A 23,194-nucleotide genomic window follows, 5' to 3' on the forward strand; every position below is an offset into this window, starting at 1 on the left:
GCACCCCGCAAGGCAAGCAGGGATCAACGAGTGTTCAATTTCTCAGCGCTTGCTGCGTGCCATAAAGGCCAGTCGCTCGAACAGGTGAACGTCCTGTTCATTCTTCAACAGCGCGCCATGCAGTTTGGGCAGGGCGTTTGCCCCGTCGCGCTTAAGGTCTTCGGATGACAGGTCCTCGGCCAGCAACAGCTTGAGCCAGTCCAGCACTTCCGAGGTTGACGGCTTTTTCTTCAGCCCCTGCGTTTCTCGGATTTCGTAGAACTGGGTCAGAGCGGTGGTCAGCAGCGCGTCCTTGATGCCCGGATGATGTACCTCGACGATCCGGCGCATGGTCGTCTCGTCCGGAAAACGGATGTAGTGGAAGAAACAGCGACGCAGGAACGCATCGGGCAGTTCTTTTTCGTTGTTCGAGGTGATGATGACGATGGGCCGGTTCTTGGCCTTGATGGTCTCACCGGTTTCGTAGACGTGGAACTCCATCTTATCGAGCTCTTGCAACAGGTCGTTTGGAAACTCGATATCCGCTTTGTCGATTTCATCGATCAACAGAACGACCTTTTCGTCGGCATCAAACGCCTGCCACAGCTTGCCCTTGCGGATATAATTCGACACGTCATGCACACGCTCATCGCCCAGTTGGCTGTCGCGCAGGCGGCTGACGGCGTCATATTCATACAGGCCCTGCTGTGCGCGGGTGGTGGATTTCACGTTCCACTCGATCATTTTCAGCCCAAGCGCGCCGGCAACCTGTTTGGCCAGCTCGGTCTTGCCGGTGCCCGGTTCGCCCTTGACCAAAAGCGGCCGTTCCAGCGTTACGGCAGCGTTTACAGCAATGGTCAGGTCGTCGGTTGCAACATACTCGGCTGTACCTTGGAAACGTGCGGTCATGGGCCCCTCATTTTGAAATCGCGCGGCATCTGTTCTTGGGGTTATAGCGGGGCGAAAAATTTGACAAGGCGGGTCGCTGCGTCGTGGCGGGTGAAATTGATCAGTGAGTCCAGGGCCTTTGGTTGATTCGGGCGCATGAATCGGGTCCCTCCCATTTGTGATCGCCGCAAAAATGCCTGCTAAAATCCACAGAAAAACAAGGTTTTCTTGTTATTAGTCTCATATTTAGACAATTCACAGTGACGCCGCGTGGGACGACGTTTGCATAGTGACATTCCTTGCGTCGTCGGATAAACGCAGCGCAGAAGGGGATTGCCGCATGTCAGGTGAAGGTAAGGTGACCGGCGTTGCAGGCCACACCGAGGGAGCAAAAATGAAGCAGGAAGTATTTCTGCCCGAGGATTATCGTCCAGCCGAAGACGAACCATTTATGAACGACAAGCAGCTGGAGTATTTTCGTCGCAAGCTGCTGGACTGGAAGAATGAACTTTTGGCAGGCAGCCGCGATACGATCGAAGGGCTGCAAGACAACACCCGTAACATTCCGGACGTCGCAGACCGCGCGAGCGAGGAAACAGATCGCGCGCTGGAACTGCGGACCCGCGACCGCCAGCGCAAGCTGGTCGCCAAGATCGACTCGGCCCTGCGCCGGATCGACGAGGGCGAATACGGCTACTGCGAGATGACGGGCGACCCCATCTCGCTGAAACGTCTGGATGCGCGGCCAATCGCGACCATGACGCTGGAGGCGCAAGAGCGTCACGAGCGCCGCGAGAAGGTCCACCGCGACGATTGATCGCTGAGAAAACAAGATTTCTTAAACGCCGGGGCCTTTCGCTCCGGCGTTTTTGCGTTAAGCCGGTGGCATGAAGATCAACGGTCTGAAATTCGGCGTCATCGGTGGCGGCATAGGCGGTATTGCCGCAGCTCTGGCGCTGCAACAGCGCGGTGGCCAGGTCACGGTTTTCGAACAGGCCGCAGAGCTCACCGAGGTCGGCGCTGGCCTGCAGATCAGTGAAAACGGGATGGTGGTTCTGCGCGCCCTCAATGTTGTGGGCGATACACCCGAGGCAGGGTTGCGCTCTTACGGAACAGTATTGCGCGACTATCGGGCAGGGCGGTCTGTGACTGAGATACCGGCACCGCTTGCCGGACCGACCTACTACTACCACCGTGCTGATCTGTTGGGATTGCTGCACAAAGCAGCGCAGCGGGCAGGTATCGTGTTTCGATTGGGTGTACGGGTCGCAGAAGTGCTCAAACAGCCCTCAGAGGTCCAGATCACACTGGAAGATGGCACCAGCCTGAGCGTTGATTGCGCAATTGCTGCCGATGGTGGGCAAAGCACGGTTCGTGCGGATATGAATGGCCCAGAGGTGGCGCAGTTCACGCATCAGGTGGCTTGGCGGGCGACAATCCCCTGGAACCGTCAGGATCAAAAACCATGTGCGGCTCTGACAATGGGACCGGGGCGGCATGTGGTCACTTACCCGCTGCGTGACCACACATTGATGAACATTGTTGCAATTGAAGAGCGGTCCGACTGGCAAGAGGAAGGCTGGCGCCTGCGCGGCGACCCTGAGGAGTTGCGGGCAAGGTTCGCCGATTTTGGTGGCCTCGTCGGGGAAATCCTGGGGCAGATCCAAGAGCCCCATATCTGGGCGTTGTTCCTGCGACCCGTAGCCGAGCACTGGCAGAACGGCCGTATTGCCTTGTTGGGCGATGCGGCTCATCCAACCCTGCCTTTCATGGCGCAAGGAGCCTGCCTGGCGCTTGAGGATGCCTGGGTATTGGCCCGATCATTTGATGAGCAATCTGGAGTAAGCCAAGCGTTGTCTGCCTATGAAACCGCGCGTCATCGCAGGGCGCAGCGCGTGGTTGCCGCGGCGGGGTCCAATGCGCGAAATTTCCACTTGCGAGGCCCGATGCGGCTGGCCGCACAGGCCGCCCTTATGGCGATAGGTCCGCGATTGTCCCGCAAGTACGACTGGATTTACAACTACGACGCGACGGCCTGATCTTTCACAGATCCAGATCGACCCAGACCGGCACATGGTCCGAGGGCTTTTCATGCCCACGAATCTCGGCATCGATGCGGCAATCGCGCAAAAGATCGGCAGCCTGCGGTGTCAGAAGGAAATGGTCGATGCGAATGCCGTCATTTTTGTTCCAAGCCCCAGCCTGATAATCCCAAAATGAATAGTGCTCGGGGCCTTGGGTGACGGCCCGAAACGCTTCGGTGAAACCAAGGTTCAGGATTTTGCGGAACGCGGCCCGGCTTTCGGGGCGAAACAGGGCGTCCTCGCGCCACGCATCCGGGCGCTTGGCGTCTTCGGCTTGCGGGATGATGTTGTAATCCCCCGCCATAAGCGCGGGTTCTTCACTGGCCAGCAAGTCGCGCGCTCGATCGTATAGACGCTCCATCCAGGCCAGTTTGTAATCGTATTTCGGGCCGGGCACGGGATTGCCGTTGGGAAGGTACAAGCCGCAAATGCGAAGCGCCCGTTTGCCGATCACGGTGGCCTCGATCCAGCGCGCCTGCTCGTCCTCGTCGTCACCAGGCAGCCCGCGGGACACGTCCTCCAAAGGAAACTTGGACAGTATTGCAACGCCGTTAAAACTTTTCTGACCATGTGTTTCAACGTTGTAGCCTCGGTCTTCAAACAGTTCGCGCGGGAAGTTTTCGTCGATCGATTTGATCTCTTGCAGCAGCACGACGTCCGGCTGGGCGTCGTCCAGCCATCGCGGTAGAGCCTCGGCCCGGGCTTTGATACCATTGATGTTGAACGTGGCGATTTTCATGCGCGATCCTCCGAAACCTTGTTGCAACCTATCGCGCAGATCCAGCCCAGCAGCAAGGCGGATAGCCGGGTTGCGAGGCTCTGCCTCGCGCTCCGGGATATTTTTGGCCAGATGAAGAAATGGATCGTTAACCAATCGCAGCGAAAACAGTTGAGCGGTACAGGCGGGGACGCCGATGACCGCGCCAGGTGAAGCTCTTCGGCGTCACGGTCGGAGAGCGGATCCCTGCTTCATCTGGCTGAAAATATCCTGGGGGTGTGGGGGCAAAGCCCCCGCCGGCGCTACATCGAAAACGAGGTACCGCATCCGCAAGAGGAGGTGGCGTTGGGGTTATCGATCACAAACCGCGCACCGATCAGTTCTTGCGTGAAATCGATCACGGCGTTTTCAAGAAACGGCAGGGACACCGAGTCTACGATGACTTTTTGGCCTTTGCCTTCCAGCACAAGGTCATCTTCTTTTGGCTCGTCCAGCGCGATTTCGTATTGAAAACCGGAACATCCGCCGCCTTCTACGGCGACGCGTAGGGCTTGACCCTGCTTCGCCGCGCCGATCTCGGCCAGACGTTCAAAGGCGCGTTCTGTGACTGTCGGAGGCAGATTCATGCCGGACTCCAAAGGTTTATTTCCCAAGCAGGCTACAATATATGAAACCTTAGGACAGGCGACAAGGACAAGGCCTTTGGAAAGAGCGGGTTTTGCCTCGGATCCCAATCGCGCGAGAGGGCGGTTGGTGCCAGAGGAGGAGAGCAGTTTCAGGTCATGCTTTCAGCGTGATCGGGACAGGATCATTCATGCCAGCGCCTTTCGGCGGCTCAAACACAAGACGCAGGTTTTTGTTGAACATGAGGGCGACAGTTACCGAACGCGTCTGACGCATTCTATCGAAGTGGCACAGGTTGCCCGCACAATTGCGGGGGCATTGGGCTTGAACCCGGAACTGACCGAGGCTGTCGCCTTGGCCCATGATCTGGGACACACCCCGTTCGGACATACGGGCGAAGACGCGTTGCACGCGCTGATGCAGCCTTATGGAGGATTTGACCATAACGCGCAGGCCATTCGCATCGTGACCAGGCTGGAGCGCCACTATGCCGAATTCGATGGTTGCAATTTGACTTGGGAATGCCTGGAAGGGATCGCCAAGCATAATGGCCCCGTCGTGGGGGATTTGCCTTGGGCCTTGGCCGAATGCAATGAGGGTTTCGATCTGGAACTGGACACGCACGCCAGTGCCGAAGCGCAGGTTGCCGCGCTGTCTGATGACATTGCCTACAACAATCACGATCTGTTGGATGGGCTGCGGGCGGGGCTGTTTTCTGATGATGAAATCCGGCAATTGCCGATTGTTGGCGACTGCTACGCCGATGTGGACCGTAGGTATCCTGGGCTGGACCCGTATCGCCGCCGGCATGAGGCATTGCGGCGGGTCTTTGGCGTCATGGTGTCTGACGTAATCGACACTTCGCGCGATTTGATCGCTAATTCGGGTGCGCAAAGCGTCGAGAATATTCGCAATCTGGGCTATCCGGTGGTTCAGTTCTCGAACGCCTTATGGGCGCAACTCAAAGAAATTCGCGCTTTTCTGTTTAACCGGATGTACCGAGCACCCAGTGTTATGGAAGTACGTGCAACGGTCAGTACGGTCGTTGAAGAGTTGTTTCCGATCTATCTGAACGATCCCAAACAAATGCCGGCCCGTTGGCACAGAGACATCGAAGCGGCACGGGACGAGACCGCACTGGCTCGGATCGTGTCGGACTATATCGCGGGTATGACGGATCGGTTCGCCCTGCAGGATCATGCAAGGCTCACCGGTGCCTGATTACTCGATCCCGATATAGGCCAGTGCCCAGACCTGCTGCCCGGCCTGTTCCGAGGCCAGGTCTTCGTCATCGGTCGGCGGGAAAACAATCATGGTCGGACCATAGCCACCTATGCCCATCGGTGCGCCATCGGCATGGGTTGCGACGATGGGTTGATGGGCGGCGATGCTGTCCCACGCGATTTCGGACTGATAACCATCCATCGCCATCGGTTTTGCGGTTTTCCCCTCGGCTCCGGCCATGATCATAAGATCCGACAGGCGCGGCCCTGAAAAGGCGATGTCGCGTTGGTTGTCCTCGGGGCCGTAGGGAATGGTGATCTCAACCTGCTCTAGCCCGTCCAGCAGGGCGGCGTCGAAACCGGCGGCCCCGCTATGCTGAACCTCAAGGAACCCAAGCATGCCGCCGTCGTTCTCGCCGCGGGCGGGCAGGTTGGTTTCCGTGACTGCCCCACCTAGGGTCAAAAGCACATGGCCTTGGGGGGCGGGCATGTCAGCCCACAGTGGTATGGCCGAGGTCAGAACAAAGGCAAAGGTCAGGGCAAGGCGCATAGGGGTCTCTCCGGTTGGAATTTAGCCCGAGCTTAGCCGGGTTTATTGCTAATCCAAGCCTAAACTGATGGCTTCCATTGACCTTGCCGCCTTGCGTGTTAAACCGCCGGGCAAGCAAAAGGACATTCGAAATGAACGTGTTTTCCGAGATCCGCGGTCTGGTACTGGACGCGCTGGCACAGATGCAGTCCGAAGGTGCTCTGCCCGAAGGGTTGAGCTTTGACAACGTGGCGGTCGAACCGCCGCGCGATGCAGCGCATGGCGATATGGCGACCAACGCGGCGATGGTGCTGGCGAAACCGGCCAAGATGAAGCCGCGCGATATTGCCGATGTTCTGGCCGGGAAGCTGGCGGCGGATGACCGGATCACCAGTGCCGAGGTGGCTGGACCGGGCTTTTTGAACCTGCGGCTTGCGCCATCCGTGTGGCAGAGCGTTCTGGCCGCCGTGCTGGAAAAGGGCACCGATTTTGGCCGCTCGACCATGGGGCATGGGCAGAAGGTAAACGTAGAGTATGTGTCCGCAAACCCCACAGGTCCGCTGCATGTGGGCCATACGAGGGGCGCGGTGTTCGGGGATGCCTTGGCAAGCTTGCTGGCGTATTCGGGCCATGATGTGACAAGGGAATACTACATCAACGACGGTGGCGCACAGGTGGATGTACTGGCGCGGTCGGCGTACGAACGGTATCGCGAAGCCAACGGGTTGAGCCCCGAGATTGCCGAAGGCTTATATCCAGGCGACTACCTGATCCCGATCGGTGAGGCGCTGAAAGAGAAATACGGCGACAGCCTGATCGACAAGCCAGAAAGTGAATGGCTGGAAGAGCTGCGCAACTTTGCGACCGACGCAATGATGGATCTGATCCGCGCCGATCTGAAGGCGCTGGGCGTTGAGATGGACGTGTTCTTTTCGGAGAAATCGCTCTATGGCACAGGCCGGATTGAGGCCGCGCTACAGTCTCTGACTGAAAAGGGCCTGATCTACGAAGGCGTGCTGGAACCGCCCAAGGGCAAAAAGCCCGAAGACTGGGAACCGCGCGAGCAGACCCTGTTCAAGTCCACCGAGCATGGCGATGACGTCGACCGCCCGGTCAAGAAATCGGACGGCAGCTGGACCTATTTCGCCCCCGATATTGCCTATCACTATGACAAGGTGACCCGTGGCTTTGACGCGCTGATCGACGTGTTCGGGGCCGACCATGGTGGCTATGTCAAACGGATGAAGGCCGCCGTGTCGGCTCTGTCCGATGGCAAGGTGCCGCTGGATATCAAGCTGACGCAGCTGGTGAAGCTGTGGAAGAATGGCGAGCCGTTCAAGATGTCCAAGCGGGCAGGGAACTTTGTCACCCTGCGTGATGTGGTTGATCAGGTCGGGCCGGACGTGACCCGGTTTGTGATGCTGACCCGCAAAAACGACGCGCCGCTGGATTTCGACTTCGACAAGGTGCTGGAGCAGAGCCGCGAGAACCCCGTGTTCTACGTGCAATATGCGCATGCGCGGGTGATGAGTGTTCTGCGCCGCGCAGCCGAGGCCGAGATCGCCACAGATGACGCCACCCTGAAAGGTGCCGATCTGAGCAAGATCGACCACGCCTCGGAACTGACAGTTGCCAAAAAGCTGGCCGAATGGCCGCGTCTGGTCGAGATCGCGGCGCGGACCAATGAACCGCATCGGGTGGCCTTCTACCTGTATGAATTGGCCGGAGATTTCCACGCGTTGTGGAACAAGGGCAATGATGAGATGTCGCTGCGGTTCATCCAGGATGGCGATGTTGCCACAAGCCAGTCAAAAATCGCATTGGCCCGGGCCGTTTCTGTTGTGATTTCAGCGGGCTTGGGTATTCTTGGCGTCACCCCGGCGCAGGAGATGCGGTAACAAACACCGCCCGAACCGCCGGTACGAGGTAGGCAAGAAATGACCCGCGCGCCTTATTTTCTGGTGCGAAACGGGCGGTGAGGCGGACATGGCGAATTACGATTACTCGGGGCAGATGCGCCCCGAGGAGATGCATTACACGAATCAGCCACATCCTCAGGATGGGTATGAGTATTCCGATGACATGCACGGGTATGAACAGGCACCTCGCGGGGCGGGGTTAGGCCGTATTGTCAATGCGTTGGGCGCAGTTGCGTCTCTGGCGCTGGTCGCTGGAATCGGTGTCTGGGGCTATAAGCTGGTGATGCGCGATGTCAGCGGCGTTCCCGTTGTGCGCGCCATCGAAGGGCCCATGCGTATTCAGCCAGAGAACCCCGGCGGCACACCTGCCGATCACCAGGGACTGGCCGTCAATGCCGTTGCAGCGGTTGGTACGGCAGAAGCCCCGGCGGATCGCCTGATCCTGGCGCCGCGCCCGGTCTCTCTGACCGAAGAAGATACGCCGATTGAGCCGCTGAAGCCCACGCAGGCTGTGCACGTGGTCGAAAAAGAGATCTCGGATCAAGAAGCGGCGCAGCTGCGCCAGAACTCAGTAGACGCTCTGGTCGCTGAGCTGGCCGGTGAGGCCGCAAAGACCGACGAGCCGGCAGAGCAGGGTGTGCAGCTGGCTTCGTTGGCCTTGCCCGACGATGAGCCCGCCATTGACCCCGCAGATTTGGCAGCCCAGTTGCCGGACCCGGAACTGGCAGCCTTGCCAGGCGTGCGTCGGTCTCTGCGTCCGACCACACGACCCGCTAGGGCCACGCCCAGCGGCATCTCTGCCAACAGCAACACCGAAGCTGCGATCAACGCCGCGGTGAAAGCGGCCGTCGGGCTGGATGTGGACCCGAACTCTCTGTCCAAGGGGACGCGACTGGCGCAGTTGGGGGCTTATGAAAGCTCGGACATTGCGCTTGCGGAATGGGATCGTCTGAACGGACGGTTCGGAGAGTATATGGTTGGAAAACAGCGTGTTATCCAAAAAACCTCAAGCGGTGGACGCACATTTTACCGTCTGCGCGTTCTCGGGTTCGACGACCTGAGTGACTCGCGCCAGTTCTGTGCGGCGCTTGTGGCGCAAGGTGCAGATTGTATCCCGGTGAGCGTGCGGTGACATTCGGCGCTGCGATTACCGATGCCGAGGGCCTACGCCTGACGTCTGAAGAAAAACGGTTGTTCCGCCAGATGAACCCGTTCGGGTTCATTTTATTTGCACGCAACATCGAGAGCGCCGATCAGGTTCGCGCGCTGTGCGACGATTTCCGCGAAGCGGTCGGGCGCAATTGCCCAATCACAATCGACCAAGAAGGCGGCCGAGTGCAGCGCCTGCGCGCCCCTTTGGCCCGCGAATGGATGCCGCCGCTGGACCATGCCGCGCGTGCAGGTGATCAGGCTGAACGCGCTATGTATTTGCGTTATCGGCTGATTGCGCAGGAACTGTTCGAACTGGGCATCGACAGCAACTGCGCCCCGATGGTCGATCTGGCGCGTGACGAGACGCATCCGTTTCTGAAGAACCGTTGCTATGGTACTGATCCCAAATTCGTTTCCGGGATTGGCAGGGCCGTGGCCAAGGCGCATCTGGACGGCGGTGTTTTGCCCGTTTTGAAGCATATGCCGGGTCACGGGCTGTCCACGCTGGACAGCCACCACGACCTGCCACATGTGGACCTGACCCAAAACCAGCTTGAGCAGGCAGACTTCGCCCCCTTCCGGGCGCTGAACGATCTGCCGATGGGGATGACCGCGCATCTGGTCTATGACCGGATCGACCCACAGCCCGCCACGATTTCACCGACAGTGATCGGCCTGATCCGCGACAAGATCGGGTTTGATGGGCTGATCATGACCGACGATATCTCGATGAAGGCACTCAGCGGCGCACCAGAGGAGATCGCCCAACAAGCGTTGAGCGCAGGCTGCGACGTGGTTTTGCACTGCAACGGATCTTTTGAGGCCCGCGCCAAGGTGCTGGATGTCGCCGGAGAGATGTCAGAACAGGGGCAAAAACGCGCGGAAAAGGCTTTGGCGATGCGACAAAAGCCTGCGGAACTTGACATCCAAGCCGCCGAGGCGGAACTATCTGCCCTAATGGGCGGGCAGGTATATGAACGATAATCTTTTCAGCGAAGACCCTGTCTCGGTCGCAGATCGTCTTGCGGCCGAAGCGCTGATCGTTGACGTCGACGGGTTCGAAGGCCCGCTGGATGTTTTGTTGACCTTGTCGCGGACGCAAAAGGTCGACCTTCGGAAGATCTCGGTTCTGGCGCTGGCACAGCAATATCTGGCCTTTGTCGAAAAGGCGCGGGCATTGCGGATTGAGCTTGCCGCCGACTACTTGGTGATGGCCGCCTGGCTGGCCTTCCTGAAATCCCGATTGCTGCTGCCGCCGGATCCGGATGACGAAGGTCCATCGGGCGAGGAACTGGCCGCCCACCTGGCATTCCAGCTTGAACGTCTGCAGGCGATGCGCGATGCGGCGGCGCGTCTAATGGCGCGCGATCAGCTGGGGCGCGATTTCTTCAAACGCGGGCAGGGCGAAGACGTCACCCGCATTCGCACGGTGACCTACTCCGCAACGCTGCTGGATTTGATGCAGGGCTACGCACGTATCCGAACGCGCGACGAATTCCGCCCATTTGTGATGGACCGAGACGCCGTGTTCACGATGGAGCAGGCGCTGGAACGGATGCGCCCGCTGATCGGGTTCGCGGGCACCTGGACGGATATGGAGACGTATTTACCAGACGGTTGGGATGCGGACCCGGTACGAAAGCGTTCGGCTACGGCCGCGACATTTGCGGCCTCGCTGGAGCTGGTGAAAGAAGGACATATGGAGATCAAGCAAAGCGACAGCTTTGCTCCGATCCATCTGCGCAAAAGGACTGACACACGTGACTGACGAACCGCAAGACGAAGGCACCGGCACCCTGTTCGAAGCGCCCCCGCTGGCGGAACAGGAACGCATGGTCGAGGCCGTGCTGTTCGCCAGCGCCGAACCGGTCACCGTCGCCGACCTTGAAGCACGCATGCCGCATGGCAGCGATGCGGCGCAAGCGGTTGAAATGCTTCAGAAACGCTATGAAGGGCGCGGAGTGCGCGTCGTGCGTGTGGGGGACGCTTGGGCTTTTCGTACGGCCCCGGATCTGGGATTCCTGATGCAGAAGGAAACGGTTGAGACTCGCAAGCTCAGCCGTGCAGCGATCGAAACGCTGGCCATCGTCGCCTATCACCAACCCTGCACGCGGGCCGAGATCGAAGAGATCCGCGGCGTCTCGGTTTCACGCGGGACGATCGACCAACTGCTCGAGATGGAGTGGATTCGTTTGGGCCGTCGCCGCATGACGCCCGGTCGCCCGGTTACCTTTGTGGTGACACCTCAGTTCTTGGACCATTTCGGCCTCGAGAACGCCCGCGACCTGCCGGGCCTCAAGGAACTGCGCGCTGCGGGGTTGCTTGAAAACCGGCCACCACCGGGAACAATCCCGCTGGGCGAGGGGCGTGATGACGAAGAAGACGAAGATCAGACCGAACTGTTCGAGGAAGAGTGATCAATCGGCCCTTTTGTTGCCGCAGAAATCGCCTATGTTGAGGCCCAATTGAGGAGTTGAGCAATGAACATGAATCGCATCATCGACATGATCATTCGCCAGATCATGCGGCGGGTCGTCAATAAGGGTATCGACAAAGGCTTTGATATGGCTGGCCGTATGGGCAAGCCCAAACAGAGATCCGCTGTGCCTCATGACACTGGCGCAAATGACGACAGTAACCGTCAAGCCTAGCAAATTTGCCTGGGGCAGCGTGTAATCTGCATCTGAACCGCCTCAAGAGGTATCAGACAGCCCTGAAGTGTTTGGACAGTTTCAGACCCTGTCCCTGATAGTTCGATGCAATGCCTGCGCCATAGAGCTGCGTAGGCATTTCGGCCATCTTCTCATAGACCAACCGCCCGACAACCTGCCCGTGCTCAAGCACGAAGGGGGCTTCGTGGCAGCGGACTTCCAGCACGCCGCGTGATCCTGCGCCGCCCGCTGCGGCGTGACCGAATCCGGGGTCGAAGAACCCGGCATAGTGCACACGAAACTCGCCCACCATCGCCAGATAGGGGGCCATTTCGGCAGCATACATGGGGGGAATGTGCACCGCCTCGCGGCTGACCAGAATGTAGAACGCACCGGGGTCCAGAATGATACGGCCATCGCTGGTGCGCACTTCTTCCCAGTATTCCTGCGGGTCGTACTCTCCGATCCGGTCCAGATCGATCACACCGGTATGGGGTTTCGCGCGATACCCCACCAGATCGGTGTCGGGCAGTTGCAGGTCGACCGAAAACCCCAGCCCGTCCTGAATAACGGCCGGGCCATCGACCAGCGGCGAGTCGTTGTGCAACGCGGTCAGCTCGTCGTCGCTGAGCACGGCCTGCCCCTGACGGAAGCGGATCTGATTCAGCCGCATACCCGGACGCACCAGAACCGAGAAGGAGCGGGGGCAAATCTCGGCATAGAGCGGCCCGGTATAGCCAGCGGGCACGCGGTCAAATTCGGTGCCGCCATCGGTGATGGTACGGGTCAACAGGTCCAGTCGCCCGGTTGAGCTTTTGGCGTTGGCGACTGCACTTGTGTCGGTGGGCAATGCCAAGGATTCCATCAGCGGCACCAGATAAACGCAGCCCTTTTCCAGAACGGCGCCATCGGTGATGTCGATGCGGTGCATTTCAAACTCGGCCAGCCGGTCCGCGACAGAGCGGCCTTCACCGGCAAGGAACGAGGCGCGAACGCGGTAAGCTACTGTTCCCAAACGTAAATCGAGACTGGCTGGCTGCACTTGTGCGGGGATGATCGCGGGGCTCGCGGACAGCTCTCCACGCTCGATCATCGCCTCAATCTGCTGGTTTGGGCATACACCTGTCATTCCGATCCCCCCTGATGCCAGAGCGGGATCTGGCCTGTCTGCCATAAACGTCGGTGTGATTTGGTCGGGCTAGCAGGACTCGAACCTGCGACCTTCCGTCCCCCAGACGGACGCGCTACCAGGCTGCGCCATAGCCCGACGTTGAGGTGTTCATAAAGACTTTCCCGGCAGGGGCAAGAGGAAATCATCGCCTTTTTTCTTATCCTGCCGACCGGTTCTCAATTCGGTTGATAACAGTACGCAAGTCCTTGGCGATGGGCGCGATCTTACGCAGCAGATCGTCGTCGAACTCGGTCCGTTCCCAGGCTTGCGTCGCGATTCCACCCAGCAGGGGGGCCTCGTCCAGGTATTCTGGTTCGGGCTGTGCGGGCTCTGCCGCCTGAGGTGGGGGCGAGTCGGTTTCCGGGGTTGGTTCGGCTTTGACAGGCTGCGGGGCAGGCTCTGCCGCTTCTGCCGCCGGGGCCGGATCGCCAAGATCAAGATCGATCTGGCCACTGGTCGCGGCGGGCTTGGTGGCGAAGGGAACGACAACGCTGTCGCCCGCTTTGGTGCCTTCGACCGGGGCAGGTTCGTCCAGACTGGGCGACAACCCCGAGACATAGGATACACCCTGTTCGCGCAAGATACGCTGCACGCCTTTGATGGTGATCCCATCTTCGTGCAGCAGCTTCTTGATACCGCCCAACAGGCGCATGTCGTTCGGTCGGTAGTACCGCCGCCCACCAGCGCGCTTTACGGGTTTTACCTGAGTAAACCGGCTTTCCCAGAATCGCAGAACATGAGCCTGAACGCCCAGCCAGTCCGCAACTTCACTAATTGTGCGAAAGGCGTCGGGGGACTTGCTCATGACCGTTGCGTCCCGAACTTATTTGCGATTCCCAGCGGCGACGCGATCCTTCATCAGGTGCGACGGGCGGAACGTCAGAACACGGCGGGGCTGAATTGGAACCTCTTCGCCGGTTTTGGGGTTGCGGCCGATACGGGCGGTTTTGTCCCGAACACTGAACGTGCCAAAAGACGAAATCTTGACCTGTTCGCCACGGACCAAGGCGTCGGACATGTGGTTCAACACGCTTTCTACAAGCTGAGCACTTTCGTTACGTGAAAGGCCAACCTCGCGGAAAACAGCCTCGCTCAGATCCATTCGCGTCAGTGTTTTATCGCCCATACCAATTCCCCTGTTGCTATCAAAGCATATGGTGACGGGAAATTCGCTGTCAATATCAATGAATTGCGAGCGGCTGTGTAAGCCGTTTTGCGCCGGTTACCAACGCAGAACCACGGCGCCCCAGGCCAGACCGCCGCCGATGGCTTCGGTCACGATCAGGTCTCCGGGTTTGATTTGGCCGCGTTCCTTGCCGACGGACAGGGCCAGAGGAATCGACGCAGCCGAAGTATTGCCGTGATCCTGTACGGTTACGACGACATTCTCCATCGGCAGGCCCATCTTTTTGGCCGTGCCCTGGATGATGCGGATATTGGCCTGATGCGGCACGATCCAGTCGACGTCAGAACTGCTCAGCCCCGCGCGACCCAGTGCGGTTTCAGCGGTTTTTGTAAGCTTTTCAACGGCATGGCGGAAGACTTGATTGCCCTGCATGCGCAGGTGACCGGTCGACTGAGTGGACACGCCACCATCGACGTACAGCAGGTCCTTATAGCGCCCGTCCGAATTCAGGTCGGTCGAAAGAATGCCGCGATCCTGCACGGTGCCTTCCCCCTCTTGCAGTTCCAGCACGAGGGCACCGGCACCGTCCCCAAACAGCACGCAGGTGGACCGGTCCGACCAATCCATAATGCGCGAGAATGTCTCGGCCCCGATGACCAGAACACGCTTGGCCTGTCCCGACAGGATCAGGGCGTTGGCATTGGTCAGCGCAAAGACAAACCCGGCACAAACGGCCTGAACGTCAAAGGCGAATCCGTTCGTCATGCCCAGCCGCGACTGCACCATCGTTGCGGCCGAGGGGAAGGTCAGATCGGCGGTGGAGGTTGCCAGTACGATGGCGTCGATGTCTTCGGCTTTCAGACCGGCATCTGCCAGTGCGGCTTCGGCTGCCTTGGTCGCAAGGTCCGACGTTGTTTCATCGTCGGCGGCAAAATGGCGACGTTCGATCCCCGAGCGGGTTCTGATCCACTCATCCGTCGTATCGAGCGTTTTTTCAAATTCGGAATTCGGAACGATGCGCTCTGGCAAATAGTGTCCGACACCTACAACAACTGAACGGCCTGCCATTTTGGGTTACTGCCTTTTATTGTTATTCGCCCGCCTTTGGCGGTACGTGGGCGGCATCTTGTGCAAGCTGGGCTGTCGATGCAACCCGTGCCGCCAATTTTTCGGCAAAACCGGACTGAGCCAGGGTAAAGGCCAGTTTGACGGCTGCCGATACGCCGGTGGCATCTGCGCCACCATGTGATTTGACCACGGTTCCGTTGAGGCCAAGGAAAACCCCGCCATTCACACGGCGCGGGTCGATCCGTTTCTTCAGGCGGTTCAGTGAGGTGATCGCCAGAACCGATGCAAGCCGCGACAGGGGGGAATACTTGAACGCCTCGCGCAGCAGATCACCGATCAGGCTGGCGGTGCCTTCGCCGGTCTTGATCGCAACATTTCCGGTAAAACCATCGGTTACAATAACATCGGCCTTGTCGCCGGGGATGTCACTGCCTTCGACGAAGCCTACGAAATCGAAATTGGCCTGGTCAGAGAAGTCCGAGATCATGGTGTGAGCTTCTTTGAGCTCGGCCCGGCCTTTGTGTTCTTCGGTGCCGACATTCAGCAACCCGATCCGGGGTCGGTCCAGCAGCATACCATTGCGGGCATACGACGCGCCCATCAGCGCATACTGCAGCAAATCCTTGGCATCGGCGCGGACGTCCGCGCCCACATCCAGCATCACGTTGAACCCCTGCGGGTTGCGCGACGGCCACAGAATCGCGATCGCCGGACGGTTTACGCCCGGCAGTTTGCGCAGCCGTATCATCGACAGCGCCATCAATGCGCCTGTGTTGCCGCACGATACTGCTCCGTGCGCCTCACCCTGGCGCACCGATTCCAACGTCGACCACATCGAGGTCTGCTTGCCGCTGCGGACAACCTGGCTGGGCTTGTCTTCCATCGTGACCACATCGGGGCAATCACGAAAAACGACGCGCCCCTGCAGGACACGCCGTTTGGCGACAAGTTTACGCAAAACCTGCTCGGGGCCGTGCAAGACGAATGCAATATCGGGGTTTTTGTTTGCCGATTTGGCAATGCCCGCAACAACAGTCGCGGGCCCCGAGTCTCCGCCCATAGCGTCAACCGAGATGGTAATCCGTCCGGTTTGCGTGGGCTGTTCCGTCATGCCTTAGCCTACGAGTTAAAAGGCTTAGGCCGCGTCTTCGTCCAGGTCGATTTCGTCGGCCTGAGCGACGACTTCGCGGTCATCATAGTAGCCGCAGGACGCGCAAACGTGGTGCGGGCGCTTCAGCTCACCGCAGTTCGGGCATTCGTTCGGGTTTGCAGCAACCAGAGCGTCATGTGCGCGGCGGTTGTTGCGGCGCGACTTGGAAACTTTGTTCTGTTGGACAGCCATGGTCTCAACCTTTGTCTATTAAGGGCCCGCAGATTCGCTGCTGGCCGGGTTACGTTCTTCGTTTTCTCGTGGTTTGACGCGCGTTTAGGGGACGAGCCCCGCAATGTCCAACCCAAATTCCGATGAGCGCGCGAAAATACTGCGATTCTCGACATGTTCAAGCGATTTTTCTGGAGGCCTGCTATGACAGGAAATCAGACCTCTGTCACTCGTCTTTTTTCAACGCATTGCGCAAATCCGCCAGCCCGGCAAACGGTTTCGCGTCTTCGTCTGTCATCGCTTGTTTGCCCGGCTCGGTAAAATCGGCTTGTTCCAGCGCGGCGCCGTCTTTGCGCGGATATTGGGGCAGGGCAAGCGAGAGTGCTTCGATCATGACTAATGCAGGATCGATGTCAGGTCCCAGCGGCTCGGTCTCATCGCCTTCGGGGATTTCGAATTCGGGCTCGTCCGGGTCGGACCAGTCGGCCAGGTACACGCGCGACACGGGCACGTCGATACGTGTCGTTACCGGTTCGAGCGTCACGACGCAGGGCTGAATCACCGTAGCACCGAGTTTTCCGGTCAGAATCCAGTCGCGCTTACCTTGTGCCCTAACGTCACCCACAAAGCTGACCTTGCGCAGGCCCAACAACCCCAAATCGGCACGAATGGTGTCCAGCCCTTGTGCGTCGGGGCGCAATTCAAATGGTGTCGGGGCGTTTTGGGGCAGGTCGGCCACCCGCAGAGATGTGTTGTTGCTCATTCGTGAGCCTTTCCTGTGTTGAACCGGGGCTGCGGTTTATGTAATCGGATAGGGTCCGCAAGGTCCCAAGGCAAGAGGATGTGAATGTTGAAGGTTGTGAACAGGTTGAAACCGGCGTCCAGAACGCTTGTCTTTGCGGCCTGTTTGGTTGCTGCGGGCGCTTGTACGCCCATCTTCAAGAATCATGGGTATGTTCCTCCTGCCGATCAACTGGCCGAGATCAAAGTGGGCGTCGATAACCGTGAAAGCGTCGTAGAAACAATCGGCGCGCCCACTTCGACCGGTGTGGTGCGGGACTCTGGTTTTTACTACGTCCGCTCGCGCGTGCGCCACTATGGGCCGAAACGCCCCGAGGTCGTATCCCGCGAATTGGTGGCCATCAGCTTTGACCAACGCGGTGTTGTGCGCAACATCGAACGCTTTGGGCTTGAGGACGGCTATGTGGTCGTTCTGGACCGTCGCGTGACCGAATCCGCTGTCACGAACAGAAACTTCCTGAGTCAGCTGCTGGGTAACATCGGCAACTTCAACCCAGCCAATATTCCAGGCGCGTCCGAGTAAGGTTCGCCACATCTTGTTCTCGTCACAGGACGGTCATACGTTCTGTGATAGAAGCGCGGCAACAGGAAACAGGTCAGCAACCGCGGAGGATGCGACCATGGCACTATTGCTTGGTAAGGGCAGATATCGGGCACGGTTGGCACAGTCCGCCAGGGATGTGACAGCGGCGCAGGATTTGCGCACATTGGCGTTTGGCACAGGCCAGCCAGACAAGGATGATTTCGATCCAATCTGTGCGCATATCCTGATCGAAGATGCCCGCGCGGACCACCAGCTTGTCTGTTGTTTTCGGATGTTGACTATCGAACATGGGTCCGAGATTGACCGCAGTTACTCGGCCCGGTTCTACGATCTTGCAGCGCTTAGGGATTTCGAAGGTCGCATGGTCGAGATGGGGCGGTTTTGCATTCATCCGGACTGGACTGACCCTGACATTCTGCGGGTCGCTTGGGGGGCGATGACCACATATGTGGACGACAACAACATCGAAATGCTGTTTGGCTGTTCGTCCTTTGCCGGGACAGAAACGGCCGAATATCTGGATGCTTTTGCGATGCTCAAGCACCGGCACCTGGCGCCGAAGCGCTGGCTGCCACGGGTCAAGGCCCCGGATGTTTTTAAGTTCGCCGCCCGCTTGCGGCGCAAGCCGGACCTGAAAAAGGCGATGATGCGGATGCCGCCATTGCTGCGCACCTACCTGATGATGGGCGGTTGGGTCAGTGATCACGCGGTGGTCGACCGGCATATGAACACGCTGCATGTGTTCACAGGGCTTGAAATCGGAGCGATCCCCCCGGCACGGAAAAAGTTGCTGCGGGCGGTGGCCGGGTGAGTTGAGTATTTTTGAAAAGATGAAGCAGGGGCGTTGACGCTTTGTGTCCTCCGGTTTAGCTGGCGGACATGGCGAGAGTTCCTTTGTTGCAGATGTCCGACATCTCCCTGACCTTTGGGGGTGATCCGGTTTTTTCCGAGCTTGATCTGGTTGTTCAGCCGGGCGACCGGGTGGCGCTGGTGGGGCGGAACGGGTCCGGTAAATCCACGCTGATGAAAGTGATGGCCGGCCTAGTCGAACCCGACAAGGGTGAGATCGTTGTCCCGCCGGGGAAATCTGTCGGGTACATGGAGCAAGACCCTAGCATGCATGGGTTTGCCACATTGGGTGACTATGCCTCGAGCGGGTTGGAGCCCGGTGAACTTTATAAGGTCGAGCGCGCAGGCGAGGGGCTTAAATTCGATCCTTCGCGTGCGGTTGAAACCGCATCAGGCGGGGAACGGCGACGTGCGGCGCTGGCCAAGCTGATGGCCGAGGCACCCGATCTGATGCTGTTGGACGAGCCGACCAACCATTTGGATATCGAAGCGATTGCGTGGTTGGAGCGCGAGCTGGGCGCGACCCGCGCGGCCTATGTGCTGATTTCGCACGACCGTGCCTTCCTGCGCGCATTGACCCGCGCGACGCTGTGGATTGATCGTGGCATGGTCCGGCGACAGGAACAGGGGTTCGAGGCGTTTGAAGCGTGGCGCGACAAGGTTTGGGAAGAAGAGGATCAGCAGCGCCACAAGCTGAACCGCCTGATCAAGTCCGAGGCGAAGTGGGCCGTTGAAGGTATCAGTGCCCGGCGCAAGCGGAACCAGGGCCGGGTACGGGCACTGCAGGCATTGCGGGCCGAGAAGGCGGCGCAGATCAAGCGTCAGGGCGCAGCCGCCATGACATTGGAGGCCGGACCAAAGTCGGGCCGAAAAGTGATCGAAGCCAAGGGCTTGGCCAAGTCTTTTGGCACGCAGCAGATTGTCAGGAATTTTGATCTGTTGGTGCAGCGCGGTGATCGCGTGGCCTTTGTCGGCCCGAACGGCGTGGGCAAGACAACGCTGCTGAAGATGTTGTTGGGCCAGGAACAGCCGGATGAAGGCTCGGTAACGCTGGGCACCAATCTTGAGATTGCCGTTTTTGACCAAACCCGTGCACAGCTGGACCCGGAAATGACCCTGTGGGACAGCCTGACCGGAGATCCCGAGATGCGGGTTTCAGGCAAGGCCGATCAGGTGATGGTGGGTGGTCAACCCAAGCATGTGGTTGGTTATCTCAAGGAATTCCTGTTTGACGATGCACAGGCAAGAGCGGCCGTTAAGTCCCTGTCGGGCGGAGAAAAAGCGCGTTTGCTTTTGGCAAAGCTGATGGCCAAGACGTCTAACCTGTTGGTTCTGGACGAACCGACCAACGATCTGGATGTCGAAACGCTAGACCTGTTGCAAGAACTTCTGGACGACTATGACGGCACCGTCCTTTTGGTCAGCCACGACCGGGATTTTCTGGACCGCGTTGCGACGACGACCATCGCGATGGAGGGCAATGGCCGCGCGACCGTCTATGCGGGCGGGTGGTCCGATTACATTGCGCAGCGTGGCGATGCCGTGGAGAAGAAGGTTGAAAAAGCAAAAACTTCCAAGCCGAAGCAAAAGCAAGAGACGCAACCGAAATCAGGGCTGTCTTTCTCGGAAAAGCACCGGCTAGAGAAGTTGCCCGCCGAGATCGCCCGCCTCGAAGCCGAGATTGGCAAGCTTGAGGAACTGATGTCAGATCCCGAGTTGTTCACGCGCGAGCCCGTCAAGTTCCAGAAGGCGACTGAGGCTCTGGTCGAGCGACAAGAGAAGCTGGCGGCAGCCGAGGACGAGTGGTTGACGCTCGAAGAAAAGGCCGAGGGCGCTTAGGTCACCGGTCGGGCCGGATTGCCGACGACGGTTTCCCCTGCGGTGACGTCTTTGGTTACGACGCTGCCTGCGCCGATAATCGCGTTGTCGCCAATGGTGATGCCGGGCATCAGTATAGCGGCCCCGCCAACCCAGACGTTTCGGCCAATGGTTACGGGCAGACCAACCTCAAGACCCTGTGCGCGCTCCGCCGGGTCCTTGGCGTGCTGGGCGCAATAGATTTGCACATGAGGGCCAAACATCGTGTCATCGCCGATCCGAACCGGGGCTGTATCCAGTACCACGCAACCTGTGTTAAAATAGACTCGCGCGCCGAGGTGGATGTTCAACCCATAGGCGCAATGAAACGGGGCTTCGAGATAGCAGTCGGGCCCGATTTCAGCGAACAAATCCCTTAGGTCCGAAGCCATCGCACCGCGGGCATCCGGCGGGCAGGTGTTGTGCGAATAAACTGCTCGGCGTGCCCGCGCCCGCAAGGCTTCCAGTTCAGGGTCCAGGCAGCAGTACCACTGCCCGGATTTCATTTTTTCCCACTCGGTCATGAGACAGGATTAACGCATGCGCAGCGCTCCGTCGATGCGGATGACCTCTCCGTTCAGGTACCCCATTTCGACGATGAACCCGGCCAGCCGCCCGTATTCGCGCGGATCACCCAGGCGGGCAGGGTTGGGAACATCCGCTGCCAGTTGCTGCTGCACTTCTTCGGGCAGGCCGGCCAGCATCGGGGTCATGAAAATTCCCGGTGCGATGGTCATCACCCGAACCCCGGTCGAAGCCAGATCGCGTGCCATCGGCAGTGTCATTCCGACCACGCCACCTTTTGAGGCCGCATAGGCGGCCTGGCCCTTTTGTCCGTCAAATGCAGCGATTGAGGCGGTGTTGATGATCACGCCGCGCGCGCCGTCCGGTTCAGGGTCGTTCTTGGCCATCTCTGCAGCAGCCAGACGCGAGACGTTGAACGTGCCCACCAAATTGATGTCGATTGTGCGTTGAAACGCGTCCAGAGGGTGCGGGCCATCTTTGCCGACCGTCTTGATGCCGTAAGCGATCCCGGCGCAGTTCACCGCGACCGTGATGCGACCCATCTTGCTCATCGCCTGCGCGATTGCCGACCCGACCGAGCCTTCATCGGTCACATCCGTTTCTGCAAAATGCCCGCCGATCTCTGCGGCCACCTTGGGGCCGCGTTCGGCGTCGCGATCCAGGATCGTCACCTGTGCGCCCTGTTCTGCGAAATAGCGGGCGGTGGCCTCACCTAGACCTGACGCGCCGCCAGTTACGATTGCAGCGGATGACGACAGTTGCATCATGGATACCCTTCCATAATTTTGACACTTTTCCGCCACTTTTAACGTGGCGGTCGGAATAGATCTTGTATATGTGGCCTACCGGACCGTCACAACTGGTGTCGCGCCCGAAATTTATGAGTGGTGATGAGCCTAAGTTAACGCATCTTCAGCGGGCATTTACCCGCACTTCATTTGCGGCTCTCACTTGGTAACCGAAGGCCCTGACGCACTTGGGTGTTAAGGCGCAAGGAGTTAAATGATGCGAATTAAACTGAAATCCAGCGTTTCGGCTTTGGTAGCCTCTCCGTTTGTCGGGGCGTTGTTGGTAACCGCAGCGCAGGCTGCACCTGGGGTTTGCGACGCACGGACAGCACGGATCGCTGCGAACGCCGGAGACTATCAAGCGCTATGTGATTGCACACAGGTGACACCGAGTTTCCTGAGCCGGTTGCAACGGCATTCCGATTTCGATTCGATTCTGGCCGCAACTGGCGAACAATGCCCAGGTTTGGCCGCATTGTTGACGGATTTTTCAACCGGAACGATTGCGACGGCGGTCACCTCAAACGGTGAAGACCGCGATTCCAGCGGTTCATCTGGGACCGGTTCCAACTCCAGCGGTGAGAATGGTTCGGGCGGCGAATCTTCTGGAGGAGGTAGCTCCTCTGGCGGCGGATCTGGCGGCGGCGGTAACGATAGTGGCGGCGGCAATGGCGGTGGTGGCGCCCCAGGTGATCCGCGCGGCGGAGGCGACGGTGGCGGCGGCAACGACGGCGGCGGCGGTAACGATGGTGGCGGCGGCAACGACGGCGGCGGCGGTAATGATGGCGGCGGCGGCAACGACGGCGGCGGCGGTAATGATGGCGGCGGCGGCAATGATGGCGGCGGCGGCAACGACGGCGGCGGCGGCAACGACGGTGGCGGCGGCAACGATGGTGGCGGCGGCAACGACGGCGGCGGCGGTAACGACGGTGGCGGCGGCAACGATGGTGGCGGCGGCAACGATGGCGGCGGTGGCAACGGTGGCGGCAACGGTAACGGCGGCGGAAACGGTGGCGGCAACGGCAACGGTGGCGGCAACGGTAACGGCGGTGGAAACGGCGGCGGCAACGGCAACGGCAACGGAGGAAACAACGGTGGTCCCGGCAATGGCAACGGGAATGCTGGAAACTCCGGAAACGGTGGCGGCAACAACGGCGGTTCAGGCCCCGGCACCGGCAATGGCGGCAGCAACAACGGCCAAGGTAAGGGCGGTGGCGGCCATGGCAATGGCGGCAGCAACGGTGGTGGCCACGGTCACGGCGGCGGCCACGGAAATGGCGGCAGCAACGGCGGCGGGAAAGAAGAGCGTTAAGCCGGGCTGTTTCAGCTCTCGATACAAAAAAGGCCACCCGTCGGGTGGCCTTTTTCTATTCGTAG

26 protein-coding genes and 1 tRNA gene are annotated in these 23,194 nt (G+C 59.4%); 13 read left to right on the forward strand and 14 right to left on the reverse strand.

Translation table 11 applies throughout. From position 1 onward, the window contains the following. Positions 1-42: 42 nt before the first annotated feature. Positions 43-888 carry a MoxR family ATPase gene (locus J7416_RS02970; protein WP_209222910.1) on the reverse strand — a complete coding sequence of 282 codons (846 nt, stop codon included), beginning with the start codon at positions 886-888 and terminating at the stop codon, positions 43-45. Between the two features lie 373 nt (positions 889-1,261). Here J7416_RS02970 and dksA point away from each other — a divergent pair, with 373 nt between their 5' ends. Then, the gene (gene dksA / locus J7416_RS02975) at positions 1,262-1,684 is read left to right on the forward strand and encodes an RNA polymerase-binding protein DksA (RefSeq protein WP_170382828.1); all 423 of its coding nucleotides are present in this window, start codon (positions 1,262-1,264) and stop codon (positions 1,682-1,684) included. Between the two features lie 70 nt (positions 1,685-1,754). Then, entirely contained in the window at positions 1,755-2,906 is a 1,152-nt protein-coding gene (locus J7416_RS02980; protein WP_209222912.1) for an FAD-dependent monooxygenase, read from the forward strand. 4 nt (positions 2,907-2,910) lie between these two features. Here J7416_RS02980 and xth read toward each other — a convergent pair whose 3' ends face one another. Beyond that, positions 2,911-3,690 (reverse strand): exodeoxyribonuclease III, encoded by a 780-nt coding sequence (gene xth / locus J7416_RS02985; RefSeq protein WP_209222914.1) that lies wholly within the window; start codon positions 3,688-3,690, stop codon positions 2,911-2,913. A gap of 281 nt (positions 3,691-3,971) precedes the next feature. Continuing rightward, positions 3,972-4,295: an iron-sulfur cluster assembly accessory protein gene (locus J7416_RS02990; RefSeq protein WP_170468461.1), complete on the reverse strand. Its 324-nt coding sequence runs from the start codon at positions 4,293-4,295 to the stop codon at positions 3,972-3,974. A 76-nt stretch (positions 4,296-4,371) separates the two neighbouring features. Between J7416_RS02990 and J7416_RS02995 the strand changes: the two genes are divergently transcribed. After that, positions 4,372-5,514, forward strand: a complete 1,143-nt coding sequence (locus tag J7416_RS02995) for a deoxyguanosinetriphosphate triphosphohydrolase (protein WP_209222916.1) — start codon at positions 4,372-4,374, stop codon at positions 5,512-5,514. Here the strand turns inward: J7416_RS02995 and J7416_RS03000 are convergent, their stop codons facing one another. Continuing rightward, positions 5,515-6,066, reverse strand: a complete 552-nt coding sequence (locus J7416_RS03000; protein WP_209222918.1) for a hypothetical protein — start codon at positions 6,064-6,066, stop codon at positions 5,515-5,517. A 131-nt stretch (positions 6,067-6,197) separates the two neighbouring features. Between J7416_RS03000 and argS the strand changes: the two genes are divergently transcribed. The 6 genes from argS (at position 6,198) to J7416_RS03030 (ending at position 11,767) form a co-directional block, all read left to right on the forward strand. After that, positions 6,198-7,943 carry an arginine--tRNA ligase gene (gene argS, locus J7416_RS03005; protein ID WP_209222920.1) on the forward strand — a complete coding sequence of 582 codons (1,746 nt, stop codon included), beginning with the start codon at positions 6,198-6,200 and terminating at the stop codon, positions 7,941-7,943. Between the two features lie 88 nt (positions 7,944-8,031). Continuing rightward, positions 8,032-9,096, forward strand: coding sequence for an SPOR domain-containing protein (locus tag J7416_RS03010; protein ID WP_209222922.1), 1,065 nt, complete (start codon positions 8,032-8,034; stop codon positions 9,094-9,096). Continuing rightward, the gene (gene nagZ, locus J7416_RS03015) at positions 9,093-10,100 is read left to right on the forward strand and encodes a beta-N-acetylhexosaminidase (protein WP_209222924.1); all 1,008 of its coding nucleotides are present in this window, start codon (positions 9,093-9,095) and stop codon (positions 10,098-10,100) included. The genes J7416_RS03010 and nagZ overlap by 4 nt, the downstream gene beginning before the upstream one ends. Next, positions 10,090-10,884 (forward strand): ScpA family protein, encoded by a 795-nt coding sequence (locus J7416_RS03020; RefSeq protein WP_209222926.1) that lies wholly within the window; start codon positions 10,090-10,092, stop codon positions 10,882-10,884. Before nagZ ends, J7416_RS03020 begins: the two co-directional genes overlap by 11 nt. Further along, complete coding sequence (scpB, locus tag J7416_RS03025; protein WP_209222928.1) at positions 10,877-11,533, forward strand: SMC-Scp complex subunit ScpB; 657 nt, start codon at positions 10,877-10,879, stop codon at positions 11,531-11,533. The genes J7416_RS03020 and scpB overlap by 8 nt, the downstream gene beginning before the upstream one ends. 63 nt (positions 11,534-11,596) lie before the next feature. Continuing rightward, positions 11,597-11,767, forward strand: coding sequence for a hypothetical protein (locus tag J7416_RS03030; RefSeq protein ID WP_209222930.1), 171 nt, complete (start codon positions 11,597-11,599; stop codon positions 11,765-11,767). A gap of 52 nt (positions 11,768-11,819) precedes the next feature. Here the strand turns inward: J7416_RS03030 and J7416_RS03035 are convergent, their stop codons facing one another. From J7416_RS03035 to J7416_RS03070, 8 genes are all read right to left on the reverse strand, one after another. Beyond that, positions 11,820-12,896, reverse strand: a complete 1,077-nt coding sequence (locus J7416_RS03035) for a 2'-deoxycytidine 5'-triphosphate deaminase (protein ID WP_209222932.1) — start codon at positions 12,894-12,896, stop codon at positions 11,820-11,822. 61 nt (positions 12,897-12,957) lie between these two features. Next, positions 12,958-13,034 (reverse strand) — tRNA-Pro (locus tag J7416_RS03040). A gap of 61 nt (positions 13,035-13,095) precedes the next feature. Then, positions 13,096-13,743 carry a MerR family transcriptional regulator gene (locus tag J7416_RS03045; RefSeq protein WP_209222934.1) on the reverse strand — a complete coding sequence of 216 codons (648 nt, stop codon included), beginning with the start codon at positions 13,741-13,743 and terminating at the stop codon, positions 13,096-13,098. An 18-nt stretch (positions 13,744-13,761) separates the two neighbouring features. Next, positions 13,762-14,064, reverse strand: a complete 303-nt coding sequence (gene ihfA / locus J7416_RS03050; RefSeq protein WP_008755922.1) for an integration host factor subunit alpha — start codon at positions 14,062-14,064, stop codon at positions 13,762-13,764. A gap of 96 nt (positions 14,065-14,160) precedes the next feature. Continuing rightward, entirely contained in the window at positions 14,161-15,132 is a 972-nt protein-coding gene (locus tag J7416_RS03055) for a beta-ketoacyl-ACP synthase III (RefSeq protein WP_209222936.1), read from the reverse strand. A gap of 22 nt (positions 15,133-15,154) precedes the next feature. After that, complete coding sequence (gene plsX, locus J7416_RS03060) at positions 15,155-16,243, reverse strand: phosphate acyltransferase PlsX (protein WP_209222938.1); 1,089 nt, start codon at positions 16,241-16,243, stop codon at positions 15,155-15,157. Positions 16,244-16,267: 24 nt separating this feature from the next. Beyond that, entirely contained in the window at positions 16,268-16,474 is a 207-nt protein-coding gene (gene rpmF, locus J7416_RS03065; protein ID WP_170570029.1) for a 50S ribosomal protein L32, read from the reverse strand. 205 nt (positions 16,475-16,679) lie between these two features. Further along, positions 16,680-17,216 (reverse strand): DUF177 domain-containing protein, encoded by a 537-nt coding sequence (locus J7416_RS03070; RefSeq protein WP_209222940.1) that lies wholly within the window; start codon positions 17,214-17,216, stop codon positions 16,680-16,682. A gap of 84 nt (positions 17,217-17,300) precedes the next feature. Here J7416_RS03070 and bamE point away from each other — a divergent pair, with 84 nt between their 5' ends. From bamE to J7416_RS03085, 3 genes are all read left to right on the forward strand, one after another. Beyond that, positions 17,301-17,777: an outer membrane protein assembly factor BamE gene (gene bamE, locus J7416_RS03075; protein ID WP_209222942.1), complete on the forward strand. Its 477-nt coding sequence runs from the start codon at positions 17,301-17,303 to the stop codon at positions 17,775-17,777. 97 nt (positions 17,778-17,874) lie between these two features. After that, complete coding sequence (locus J7416_RS03080; protein ID WP_209222944.1) at positions 17,875-18,609, forward strand: GNAT family N-acyltransferase; 735 nt, start codon at positions 17,875-17,877, stop codon at positions 18,607-18,609. 92 nt (positions 18,610-18,701) lie between these two features. Beyond that, positions 18,702-20,486, forward strand: coding sequence for an ATP-binding cassette domain-containing protein (locus tag J7416_RS03085; protein WP_209222946.1), 1,785 nt, complete (start codon positions 18,702-18,704; stop codon positions 20,484-20,486). Here the strand turns inward: J7416_RS03085 and J7416_RS03090 are convergent. Both J7416_RS03090 and J7416_RS03095 read right to left on the reverse strand, forming a co-directional pair. After that, entirely contained in the window at positions 20,483-21,028 is a 546-nt protein-coding gene (locus tag J7416_RS03090; RefSeq protein WP_209222948.1) for a sugar O-acetyltransferase, read from the reverse strand. The two genes, J7416_RS03085 and J7416_RS03090, sit on opposite strands and share 4 nt — an antisense overlap. A 9-nt stretch (positions 21,029-21,037) precedes the next feature. Further along, positions 21,038-21,793, reverse strand: a complete 756-nt coding sequence (locus J7416_RS03095; RefSeq protein WP_209223813.1) for a 3-hydroxyacyl-CoA dehydrogenase — start codon at positions 21,791-21,793, stop codon at positions 21,038-21,040. Between the two features lie 241 nt (positions 21,794-22,034). Between J7416_RS03095 and J7416_RS03100 the strand changes: the two genes are divergently transcribed. Continuing rightward, positions 22,035-23,129 (forward strand): hypothetical protein, encoded by a 1,095-nt coding sequence (locus tag J7416_RS03100; RefSeq protein ID WP_209222950.1) that lies wholly within the window; start codon positions 22,035-22,037, stop codon positions 23,127-23,129. Positions 23,130-23,194: the final 65 nt, after the last annotated feature.

It is taken from the genome of Ruegeria sp. R14_0 (genome assembly GCF_017743975.1).
In the GTDB taxonomy this organism is placed as follows: domain Bacteria; phylum Pseudomonadota; class Alphaproteobacteria; order Rhodobacterales; family Rhodobacteraceae; genus Ruegeria.